Below are 10677 nucleotides of genomic sequence, written 5' to 3' on the forward strand. Positions count from 1 at the left end.
GGCGGCGGCCGGCGGTCTGCTGCGGCTGCCGCGCGCGATCGCGCCCGCCGTGGCGATGGAGATGGCTCTGACCGGCGAGCCGATCGACGCCCAGCGCGCCTTTTCGCTGGGGCTCGTCAACCGCGTCGTGCCCGCGGGGACGGCGCTGGCGGCCGCCTGTGAGCTCGGGGAGAAGATCGCCGCGCACGCGGACCACGCTGTCCTCGCGAGCAAGGCCGTCCTCGCCCGGGCACGCGACGGAGAGCTCGCCGACGAGTACCGGGCTCATCGCGAGTTGCTGTCCGACATCATCGATTCCCCCGGCGCGCGCGCCGGGGCACGCGACTTCGTCCAAGGGCGTTCGGGTGGAACAGGATGACATCTGCGGGCGAGGGATCTGCTGACGACGGATCTGCGGGCGACGGCCCGATCCGTCAGCCCCTGGCTCCGGTGGTCACCCCGGCCTGGGAGGAGTACTTGCGGAACAGCTCGCGGCGTCCGCTGACGCCCAGCTTCCGCAGGGCGCTGCTGACCTGGTTCTTTATGGTCTGCGGGGCCAGGGAGAGTTCACCGGCGATTTCCTCGTTGGTGTACCGGCGCAGCACGAGGCTCAGCACCTGTTCTTCCCGGCGGGTGATGGCGGGCAGCCCGTCGGGCGTGACGCTCCGCACGTCTATGTGGTCGCGTTCGCTCTTGCCGAGTATCCACATGCGCTGGCCGAGGTGGGTGCGCACCACGGCGTCGGCCAGTTCCGCGCTGCCGACGCTCTTGTGCAGGAAGCTGTCGGCTCCGGCCGAGATGGCGGTGACGACGGCGCCGGGCGAGGCGTCTCCGGTGAAGACCACGACCCGGGGCGCGTTCTCCATCGCCTTCACCCGCTGACACAGATCGGCACCGCTGGTCGTGCCCTCCAGCTCCAGCTCGAGTACGACGACACCCGGCCAGCACTGCCTGACGGCGTTCCATGCCTCGTCGCTCGTGGCCGCTTCGGCGGTCCACGCCACTCTTGTGTCCAGCAGGGACGACAGCGCGTACCTGATGACGGGATGGCGGTCCACGACGAGGACACCTAACGCTTGCATGGAGAACTCCTCACACAGTGAGTGCAGCGGATGTGGTCTGCCATGTCCCGGCGCCGCCCTGAGCACGGCGTGTGAAGGAGATTCAGGCTCTGATGCCGCGCGGGGCCGATGGGCCTCCCGTGCGGCTGACTCCCGAGGGAGTGGGCTGGTCAGGCCGGGACTCGGAGCCTTCAACGTCACGTAATCAATTAGTGAGACAACACCCCGTTGGAGATTCCGAAGCCGGAATCGATCGTTCCTCGACACCCCGTTGGTCACTCCGAAACCGGAATCTGTCAATCCTCGACGCCCTGTTGGACATTCCGCGATCGGATTCAGTCGTTCCTTCCTCGCCGTCCGGCGGATGCCAGACGACTGGCTAGAGACTGCCACGGACGCGGGGTCCACCGGCAGCCACTTGTCGTACCGTGTACGGGAAACCGTACGGTACTCGGGGTACTGGCCGATGTGCATATCGGTGAATCGGTGGAAACTTCAGCGATACTGCTGTCTGTGCGTGTTGCGATCATGACGGCAGGTTCACGAGGCGACGTGGCCCCCTTCACCGGCCTGGGCGCCGCCCTCGTGGCAGCCGGGCACGAGGTCACCCTGGTGACCCACGGGCTGTTCGCGCGCCTGACGGAAGGCTCCGGCGTCCGCTTCCACGCCCTGCCGGTCGACCCCAGGGCGGAGTCGCACTCGGACCGGGGCCGCGCCCTGCACCGCAGCGGCACCGGCATGGGCAAGCTGCTGCGCGTCATGGCCCTGGCCAAGTCGGTGGCAGGGCAGTTGACGCCCGGGCTCGTCGAGGCGGCGAAGGGCAGCGACGTGCTGGTGCTGTCCGGCGCGGTCGCCCCGCTGGGCTGCGCCATCGCCGAGGGCCTCGGGCTGCCCAGCGTCGGCGTCAACCTTCAACCCATGCACCCCACCCGGGCGTTCTCGCCCCCCATGGCGGGGGCGCGCTCCCTCGGTCCCACCGGAAACAGGCTGGCCGGGCACGCCGTCAACGCGGTCATCGAGCGGATCTTCACCGACGCCGCCCGTGACGTCCGCGTGCGGCTCGGCCTGCCACCGAGCAGCCTCGCGGCCGCCCGCCGCACCCGCGAACGCCAAGGGTGGCCGGTCCTGCACGGCTTCAGCCCGCACATCGTGCCCCGCCCCGCCGACTGGCGGCCCGGCCTCGACGTCGTGGGCTACTGGTGGCCGCACGAGACGGGCCAACTGCCCGCGGAGCTGGAGGACTTCCTCGACGCCGGTCCCGCACCGGTCTTCGTCGGCCTGGGCAGCGCCACCGTCCCGGACCCCGGGCGGCTCAGCGAACTGATCGTGCGCGCCCTGCGCACCGCGGGCCTGCGCGGAGTGATCCAGCAGGGCTGGGCCGGCCTGACGGCGACCGGCGACGACATCATCACCGTCGGCGAGGTGCCCCACAGTCGTCTGTTCCCCCGCGTGGCCGCCGTGGTCCACCACGCCGGAGCGGGCACGACCGCGGCGGGCCTGCGCGCCGGGGTGCCCGCCGTGCCGGTCCCGGTCCAGTTCGACGAGACGTTCTGGGCCGGCCGCCTCACCGCGCTGGGCACGGCACCGTGCGCGCTGCCCCTGCCCGGGCTCACCGCCGCCCGCCTCGCCGACGCGCTCGTCCGCGCCACGAGCGACCCGACGTACCGGGAACGCGCCGGTGCGCTGGCGGCCTGGCTCGCCACCGAAGACGCCTTCGGCCCCGTGGACGCGGCGCTCCGGCGGGCGCTGGACCGCTGAGCGTCGACGGGCGAAATCAACTGCCCACATCCTCAAGGCAGTTGTTAGCGTGAGCCCCATGAAGGACCGCCCGGACAATCTGCGAGACGAGACCCTGCTGCGCGGTTTGGCGGGATACGGGATCACGCCAACCGCCGTCACGTACACGCCCGTCGGCTTCGGCGACCACCACTGGAAGGTCACCGGCGACGACGGGCGCGGCTGGTTCGTCACCGTCTCCGACCTGGACCACAAGGAGTACTGCGGGGCGGATGCCGAGGCGGCGCTCAAGGGTCTGCGGCAGGCCATGGACACGGCGGTGGCGCTGCGTGCGAGCGACGACGGTCTGCGGTTCGTGGTCGCCCCCGTCCCCGCCGCCGACGGCAGCTCGGTCGTCCCGCTGGACGCACGGTACGCGCTCACGGTCTTCCCTCACGTCGGGGGCCGTGCGGGCGAGTTCGGCCAGGAACTGAGTGACGCGGAGCGCGACCGCGTCCTCGGCCTGCTCGCTCGGCTCCACGGTCGTACGCCGCCGGACAGCACCCCGACGACCACGCTGGAACCAGCCGGACTGGCCGACGTGCACGCCGCGTTGAGCGACCTCGCAGGCCCCTGGCCGGGCGGCCCCTTCGCCGAACCGGCCCGTCGTCTGCTCGCCGTACACGCCGCGACGGTCCGCTCGCGCCTTGCCGACTTCGAGGCGCTCGCCGAGCGCGTACGCCACCGCGGCGCACCGCTCGTCGTCACCCACGGCGAACCGCACCCGGGCAACCTCATCGAGGGTGACGACGGGTACCTGCTCGTGGACTGGGACACGGTGGGACTCGCCGTCCCCGAGCGGGACTTGTCGCTGCTCGCGGACGATCCGGCGGCCCTGACCCACTACGCCGGGCTGACCGGGCGGACCCCCGACCCGGCCGCCCTCGCGCTCTACCGGCTGCGGTGGAACCTGCTGGACGTGGCCGAATTCGTGGGGTGGTTCCGCGCGCCGCACGAAGAGACCGCCGATACGCGGTCCGCGTGGGGCGCTTTCGAGGAGACAGTGACACAACTGGCCACTGCTAACTAAACAGACAATATTGATGAATTGCCCTAAAATGGTGCGAGGGTGGGCGTCACTGAAGAGGGTGGCGACGTCTACATGAGGAGGCACTGATGCTTGCTCAGCACACACCGCTTCTCATCGCTCCGACGGACACCACGGTGCTCGGAACGGCCATGGTGGAGCCTGAGGCGGCCCTGAGCGACGCGCCGACGTATGCGCCGGAGGCCAAGGGAGAGCTTCTCCTGGGCCTGCTCATCTCGCCGAAGGAGCCGAAGGAGCCGAAGGGAAAGTGAGTCCCGATCGGTCGCAGACGGTTTACGCCGCTTCGGCGGCTGACCTGGCTCTTCGTGCCCTTGATGTCTTGCGCGGCGTCGAGGGCACGGCTTTCGTGGCCGAGCACGTCGAGCGGGCGGACGACCCGAAGGCGGCCCTGGCCGGCATCCGGTTCCTCGGAGCCGACGCCTTCGCTCCCCACCTGCTTGCGGACGCGGTCTTCCACCCCGATGACGCGGCCGCCGTCACCCAGTCCTTCGCCGTGTTCCCGCCACCGGTGCGCACGCCCGACCCGCCCCCTGCAGGGCCCGCCGAGCCCTGGGTCGCCGCTTGGCGGGACTGGGCCACCGCCGCGCTCCTCGCCCGCCTCGCCGGAACAGCGGGCCTCCTGGCGCCACGGCCATCGGGCGCTCCCGTGCTCACGGATCGCGCCGACAGTGCGGCCGCCGACGCCGACAGCGGCAGCGAGGGCTTCCCGGAAACCGGCGCTTCCGGCGCTTCCGACACCGACTGGCAGCACTGGTCCGTCCGCATGGGCCAGCTCTCCCCGCTCGCCCTGCCCGCGCTCGACGGCCCGGTGCACGCCGCCGCCCGCGCCGCCCCGCTGGCCCTCGCGCGCGGTGCCACCCGCGCCGTGCTGCGTCGCGACTTTCCCACCGCCGCCCGCATCACGCGCTGGCTCGCGCTGCTGCACGCCGAGGGGGTGCGCCTGCCGCTCGACCCCGTGCCCCTGGTCGAGCACCTCCGGCTGCACGGCGGCGGCCCGCGCCTCGCGCTCGACGTCGCGATCGCCCGGTGCCTGCTCGGACCGGAGGCCCCATGACGGCCTCCGTGACGCGGACCGCCCACCAGGTGAGCGCCCAGGCCCTGGCCTGGCTGCACGTCCACCGGGAGTGCGGCGCGCTGCCCGCGGACACCACCGTCGACCTCGGCGATCCCGACAGCGTCTACAAACCCCTCGGCGAGACCGCGCTCGCCGCCTCCCTCGTCCTGCGCGAGTCCGCGGCGGGCAGCGTCGAGCTGCGCCTGGCCCGCGACCTGATGGACTTCTGCTGGCGCCAGTTCGGCGAGGGCGACATGCTCTACGAACGGCTGTTGCGGTACTCGATGATGACCGACCCGCTCGAGACGTACGTACCCTTCGCCCGCTGCGGATTCCGCCACGAACCCCTGGAGCGGCTGCTCGCCCACACCAGCGCGCTGCGCTCGGTGCGGGCCGTCGAAGCCGTCCCCAACCGCGGGCTCGCCGTCGCCAACGCGGCCCGCGTCGTGGGCCTCGACCAGGGCGGCCGCGGCTACGACTGGCCGACGCTGACTCGCGCCACCTGGCTCGGCGCCACCCCCGAGCCCTGGCTCGTCGACTGGATGACCGGCTATTTCGCCACCCACACGGTCTTCCACCTCACCGACTGGGGCCGCGCCCCCACCGGCCTGCCCGATGACATCGCCGAGTACCTGACCACCTGGCTGCCCGTGTGGATCGACATCTGGGCCGAGATCGAGCAGTGGGACCTGGTCGCCGAGCTGATGATCGTCGGATGCTGCCTGCCGGAGCCGTACTGCGCGCCCGCCGACTGGGAGCGCCTGGCCCGGGTCCAGCACCCGGACGGCCTCGTGCCCCGCGACGGCGAACCCGTCCCCGACGACCCCGGCCTGCGGTTCAAGGACCACCAGCACACCGCGGTCGTCGCCACGATCGCGGGCACCCTCGCGGTCTCGCGGGCACTGGGCGGGACGGCGGGGCAGCGGTGAGTGCGTGGGCGGCCCGCCCGGGGTGGCCAGCGGTGAGTGTGTGGGCGCTCACCCGGGGTGGCGGGCCAGTGGTGAGTGCGGGGGTACCCGTCCGGGGAGGCGGACAGCGGTGAGTGCGGGGCGCCCGGCCGGTACGGCGGATCAGTGGTGAACGCCGGGGCACCCGCCAGGGGTGGCGGGGGAGTGGTGAGCGCGGAGATCCCCGCCTGGGCGGCGGAGCTGCTCGCCGACCTGCGCACCACCGCCCCCGGCGCCTGCGCGGTCGCCCTCGCGGTGCGGCGCGGTCCCGAACGCGTCCTCCTCGCCACCGGCAGCACCACCCTGCGCGGCGGGCCGCCGGCCGACCCCGACACGCGCTTCGAGATCGGCTCCCTCACCAAGACCTTCACCGCCCTGCTCCTGGCCGAGATGGTCGCGCGCGGCGAGGTCGCGTACGACGACCCGATCACCCGCTTCCTGCCGCGCACCGCCGCCCCGCGCCTCCGTGGCGCCCCCATCACCCTCGTCCATCTGGCCACCCACACCTCGGGCCTGCCCTCGCTGCCGCCGGGCCTGCTGCGCCGGGGCGCGCCCGCCTGGTTCAGCAATCCGTACGCCGACTTCTCCGCCGCCGACCTGCGCCGCGCCCTAGCCCGCACCCGGCCGCGCGCCGCCCCCGGCACCCGCGTGCACTACTCCAACCTGGGCGTCGGCCTGCTCGGCGCCCTGCTGACCCACGCCGCACACGGCCCCGGCGGCGCCTTCGCCCCCCTGCTCGCCGCCCGCGTACTGGACCCGCTCGGCCTCACCCGCACGAGCTGTGCCACCGACCAGCCGCAGGCCACCGGCTACTGGCACGGCCGGGCGCGCCCTCCCTGGCAGATTCCCGCCCTGCCGGGCGCAGGCGTTGGCCGATCCAGCGCCCGGGACCTCCTCGCGACCCTCGACGCCCTCCTCGACCCGGCCACCGCGCCCCCCACCGTCCCCGGCACGCTGCGCACCGCCCTCGCCGACGTCACCACACCCCGCCTCGTCCTGCCCCGCACCGGCCGACGCATCGCCCTCGTCTGGAACATCAGACCCCGGCCAGGCGGCGACCTGTACCACCACTCCGGGGGCACCCGCGGCTTCACCGCCTTCGCGGGCTTCAGCCCGCGGACGGGCGTGGCCCTCACCGCCCTCGCCAACACCTCTCCCGCCCTGACCGGCACGTTCATTCAGCGGGCGTATCTGGAGCTGTGGTCACTGGCTCAGGACGCGGCGTCCCGCCGTGATGGTCAGGTCCCGTGAGGGAGAACCGGCACCGGAGCCGGTCGTCGAGCGGCTCCACGGGACGACGCCGATCGCGGTGCCGGTGACGAACGACTCGTCGGCCCTACGGCCGAGCTGGGATGCCGAGGACTCTCGTGTCCCCCGGGCACAGTACGGCCAGTGGCGTATCACAGGCGTATCGAAAAACGCATACGCCGCAGCGACATCCCTCCGTCTTGGGTGGAGGCAGGGGGTCACCGCGCGGCAGTGGCGGGCCCGTGTCGATGGAAGGAACGTGATCATGGTCTTGGATTCCGTACGTGGTGTCGATCGGCGGCGGGTGCTCCGCTGGGGCGGGGTGGCCGCCGCGGGTGTGGCGGCGGGCGGCGTGCAGGTGGTGAACGCCCGCCCCGGCCGTGCCGCCCCGGCCGATCCTGACGCCATTCCGCCGGCCGCCCGGCCCGGCGGTGCCTACGACCGGTACGTGGCGAAGCTGGCCGCCGAGGGCAAGTTCTCCGGTGTGGTGTTGCTGTCGTACCGGGGCCGGACGGTGCTGTCGCGCAGCTACGGCATGGCGGACAAGGAGAAAGGCGTCCGTAACGACCCGGGCGTCGCGTTCTACCTCAGCTCGGCGGGCAAGCCGTTCGGCGCCGTGGCGATCCTGCAGCTGGCGCAGCAGGGCAAAGTGAAGCTGTGGGACACGGTGGGCACCTATCTGACGGGCTTCGCCAAGGACGTTGCCGAGAAGGTGACCATCCACCATCTGCTGTCCGGAACCTCCGGGCTGAACAACCCGGATGTGGACGTGCAGCGCGTCTTCCAGAGCCGGGAGGAGGTCCGTGCGTACAACGAGCGCTGGGCACGGCAAGCCGAGCTGGTGAGCGCTCCCGGTACCCCCACCGACCATGCCGGAGCCGAGGTAGCCATTCCTGCACAGATCGTGGAGGTCGTGACCGGCAGGCCGTACTGGGACTACGTCGAGGAGCACATTTTCAAGCGCTGCAGCATGACCGGAACGGCGTTCGTCACCAGACCGCAGTGGCTCACGGACAAGCACATCGCGCACCCCTACATGGAGTTGGCCGACGGCAGTCTGGTGGACGCCGTCCGCAACCTCGACAAGGGCAGTCCGAGCCCGCACCAGCCGGGCAAGAACCCGGGCCGCAACTTCATCGACGCTCCCGGGGACGGCGGTTTCGCCACCGCGCCCGACCTGGTCCGGTTCGCGCAAGCGCTGAGCGACGGCACGGTCCTCGACCCGCACTACGCCGAGCTGTTTACCGGGCCCAAGCATCCGCATCCCCCTCAGGGGGGCGGCCTACGGGGCGGCCGGGCAGCCCCCGCCGACGCATCGTTCGGGGCCTACACGCTGCCGGTCCACATCACTAACGGCCAGTGGGTGTGGGGACGTGCAGGGGGTGACCCCGGTGCCGGCGCGAGCTGGAACATCTACCCGGACACCGGCTGGGTCGGCGTCATCCTCAGCAACTGCGACGGCGTGCCGCTGTGGGAGATCATCGACCAGGAGATACAGACCATCACCCGCTGACACCGACCGCCGACCGCCGAGCTGCGGGCCTCCTGGGGCCCGGAGTCTCTGCCACCGGGCCACGCCGACGGTCGTCTGGTATGTGAAAGCCTGTCTTTGAACCCCCATCGTCCGCGCGAAGTGCGGGCGCCGCGGCGGTCGGTGCGTGCGCCATGGGGGCACCCCCTGCTCGAGCGCAGCCGAGAGCTCGGGGCGGGCGGTGATGGACACCATGCCGCGGATGATGCCCCGCCCGGTGGGTCGGCGGGCGATCTTCGGACGACGCATGGGCCGGCTTGGCCTCCACCAGGGCGCGTAGAGCAGGCCGTTGGGCGGGCTTGGCCTGCTTGGGCCGGCGCCCGCGCTCGTAGGCGGCCGCATCGGCCGACGCGGCTCGGTAGCGGTCCCGGCCGCCGTTGCGGGCGATCTCGCGGGAGATGGTCGAAGGGGATCTGCCCAGCCGCTTGGCCAACTGCTGGGCCGATTCCCCGGCGGCGATGCCACGGGATATCTCTTCCCGCTCGCCGCCGCTCAGAGGCCGCGCTGAGCGTGCTGCATCGGCGCCCCGAGCGCCCGCCCGACCAAGCTGAACGACTGCCCTTCGCGCCGGCGTCTCCAGATCTCATCCTGCTGAGCTGGCGAAAACCCGTAAGAAGCGATCTGGAGTGCGGGCACGCCCTCGTTCGCTGTGCGGGCCTTGTTGTGCCACCGACGGAATGGGCTTGCCCAGGTGACGAAACGCGGTCGACGGTCGGCCGGGCATCACGGCTCTGCCTGCGCTCGCACCGCAGCTGGCTCCCGTTGGCGGTCATCACCCGGGATCGCGGACACAGCTGCGCGGGATCGACGCCTGGCGGAAGCCACGTTCCTGCAGGTCAGTCAATTCCGTCGGTTGCCCTAGGGGATGACGAGCAGCTTGCCGGTGGTACGCCGAGCCTCCAGATCGCGGTGAGCTCGGGCGACCTCGGCGAGCGGGTAGCGGGCCGTCACGGTGGTCTCAAGCGCCTTGGTGCGCACCAATTCAAGCACGTCGGCGGCGCGCCGGAGCAGCTCGGACCGATCGGCGATGAAGTGCCCGAGGCTTGGCCGGATCAGGGTCAGCGAACCGCCCTGGGCGAGCCGGATGGGGTCGAAGGGCGGCACTGCACCACTCGCGGCGCCGAAGAGCACCAGGTGGCCGCGGGGTCGCAGGCTGGCGAGGCTCGCATCGAAGGTGTCCCTGCCGACGCCGTCGAAGACGACAGGCAGGCCCTGGCCGCCATGGAGCCGCTTCACCTCGGCCGCGAGATCGTCCACTGCGGAGTAGAGGATCACCTCGGCGGCCCCGGCGCGCCGCGCCAGCTGGGCCTTCTCCGGTGTCGAGGTTGTGCCGATCACTCTGCCGCCGAGATGGGTGATGAGCTGGGTCAGCACAAGCCCCATGCCGCCGGCAGCAGCGTGCACGAGCACCGTGTCGCCTGGCTGGACCGGGTAGGCGTCCTTGACGAGGTAGTGCGCCGTCATGCCCTGCAGCAGCACGGCGGCGGCCGCCTCGAAGTCGACGCCGTCGGGCAGGGGCACGAGCCGGGAGGAGTCCACGACGGCCTGCTCGGCATAGGTGCCGGGAATCTCCACCCAGCCGACCCGGTCTCCCACGGCGACGTGGGTGACGCCGGGTCCAACCTCGAGGACCGTGCCCGCGCCCTCGGTGCCCGGGGTGAAGGGCAGCGGGAGGGTGTACCGGCCCTGGCGGTGGTATACGTCGAGGAAGTTGACGCCGGACGCGGCGACCTCCACGACCGCCTGGCCCGGGCCCGGCATCGGTTGATCAATGTCGACCAGTCGCAGCACCTCGGGACCGCCCACTTCGGAAACCTGAATCGCTCGCATGACCCCTCCTGAAACGGCTGATTTCCCTCGCCAACTCCGGTCGTGGCGATTCGATTCCCGCTCGCGGTGAGGTGTCGTGCCCACGTGGGAGAAGGGTGCCGCCGACGGTGTCTTTTGAACCCCCGCCTGCGCCCCGACGCACGCTCGCCGCACGGCGTCCCCGGTCAGACGTCCCGACCGCCGCTGCTCCCGCGCTCCGCGCG

General features: G+C 72.0%; 10 protein-coding genes and 1 pseudogene. 8 read left to right on the forward strand and 3 right to left on the reverse strand.

The window, feature by feature from the left end; all coding sequences use genetic code 11:
- Positions 1-358: enoyl-CoA hydratase-related protein (locus STRAU_RS26855; protein WP_037662130.1), on the forward strand; the 358-nt coding region annotated here is incomplete at its 5' end.
- A 55-nt stretch (positions 359-413) separates the two neighbouring features.
- Here the strand turns inward: STRAU_RS26855 and STRAU_RS42490 are convergent.
- Positions 414-1061, reverse strand: coding sequence for a response regulator transcription factor (locus STRAU_RS42490; protein ID WP_016643541.1), 648 nt, complete (start codon positions 1059-1061; stop codon positions 414-416).
- A 507-nt stretch (positions 1062-1568) separates the two neighbouring features.
- Here STRAU_RS42490 and STRAU_RS26865 point away from each other — a divergent pair.
- The 7 genes from STRAU_RS26865 to STRAU_RS26895 all read left to right on the forward strand — a co-directional run bounded on the left by STRAU_RS26865 (position 1569) and on the right by STRAU_RS26895 (position 8626).
- The gene (locus STRAU_RS26865) at positions 1569-2798 is read left to right on the forward strand and encodes a glycosyltransferase (protein ID WP_016643542.1); all 1230 of its coding nucleotides are present in this window, start codon (positions 1569-1571) and stop codon (positions 2796-2798) included.
- Between the two features lie 58 nt (positions 2799-2856).
- Complete coding sequence (locus STRAU_RS26870; RefSeq protein WP_016643543.1) at positions 2857-3846, forward strand: phosphotransferase; 990 nt, start codon at positions 2857-2859, stop codon at positions 3844-3846.
- Positions 3847-3932: 86 nt separating this feature from the next.
- Positions 3933-4115 (forward strand): hypothetical protein, encoded by a 183-nt coding sequence (locus STRAU_RS26875; RefSeq protein ID WP_016643544.1) that lies wholly within the window; start codon positions 3933-3935, stop codon positions 4113-4115.
- A gap of 68 nt (positions 4116-4183) precedes the next feature.
- The gene (locus tag STRAU_RS26880) at positions 4184-4918 is read left to right on the forward strand and encodes a hypothetical protein (RefSeq protein ID WP_016643545.1); all 735 of its coding nucleotides are present in this window, start codon (positions 4184-4186) and stop codon (positions 4916-4918) included.
- Positions 4915-5847, forward strand: a complete 933-nt coding sequence (locus STRAU_RS26885) for a DUF6895 family protein (protein ID WP_016643546.1) — start codon at positions 4915-4917, stop codon at positions 5845-5847. The genes STRAU_RS26880 and STRAU_RS26885 overlap by 4 nt, the downstream gene beginning before the upstream one ends.
- A 186-nt stretch (positions 5848-6033) precedes the next feature.
- Complete coding sequence (locus tag STRAU_RS26890; protein WP_259299993.1) at positions 6034-7116, forward strand: serine hydrolase domain-containing protein; 1083 nt, start codon at positions 6034-6036, stop codon at positions 7114-7116.
- Positions 7117-7378: 262 nt separating this feature from the next.
- Complete coding sequence (locus STRAU_RS26895) at positions 7379-8626, forward strand: serine hydrolase domain-containing protein (protein ID WP_037662135.1); 1248 nt, start codon at positions 7379-7381, stop codon at positions 8624-8626.
- Between the two features lie 189 nt (positions 8627-8815).
- Here STRAU_RS26895 and STRAU_RS44745 read toward each other — a convergent pair.
- Positions 8816-9265 (reverse strand): annotated as a pseudogene (locus STRAU_RS44745) (helix-turn-helix domain-containing protein); the annotation flags it as partial.
- Between the two features lie 237 nt (positions 9266-9502).
- Positions 9503-10474 (reverse strand): quinone oxidoreductase family protein, encoded by a 972-nt coding sequence (locus STRAU_RS26905; RefSeq protein ID WP_037662139.1) that lies wholly within the window; start codon positions 10472-10474, stop codon positions 9503-9505.
- Between the last annotated feature and the right edge of the window lie 203 nt (positions 10475-10677).

The organism is Streptomyces aurantiacus JA 4570 (assembly GCF_000414115.1).
GTDB classification, from domain to species: Bacteria; Actinomycetota; Actinomycetes; order Streptomycetales; family Streptomycetaceae; genus Streptomyces; species Streptomyces aurantiacus_A.

What these genes read in the sequence shown, in the direction of transcription:
- STRAU_RS26885 (WP_016643546.1), top strand. Translation starts at nt 4,915, where the DNA reads ATGACGGCCTCCGTGACGCGGACCGCCCACCAGGTGAGCGCCCAGGCC.
- STRAU_RS26870 (WP_016643543.1), top strand. Translation starts at nt 2,857, where the DNA reads ATGAAGGACCGCCCGGACAATCTGCGAGACGAGACCCTGCTGCGCGGT.
- STRAU_RS26875 (WP_016643544.1), top strand. Translation starts at nt 3,933, where the DNA reads ATGCTTGCTCAGCACACACCGCTTCTCATCGCTCCGACGGACACCACG.
- STRAU_RS26895 (WP_037662135.1), top strand. Translation starts at nt 7,379, where the DNA reads ATGGTCTTGGATTCCGTACGTGGTGTCGATCGGCGGCGGGTGCTCCGC.
- STRAU_RS26865 (WP_016643542.1), top strand. Translation starts at nt 1,569, where the DNA reads ATGACGGCAGGTTCACGAGGCGACGTGGCCCCCTTCACCGGCCTGGGC.
- STRAU_RS42490 (WP_016643541.1), bottom strand. Translation starts at nt 1,061, where the DNA reads ATGCAAGCGTTAGGTGTCCTCGTCGTGGACCGCCATCCCGTCATCAGG.
- STRAU_RS26905 (WP_037662139.1), bottom strand. Translation starts at nt 10,474, where the DNA reads ATGCGAGCGATTCAGGTTTCCGAAGTGGGCGGTCCCGAGGTGCTGCGA.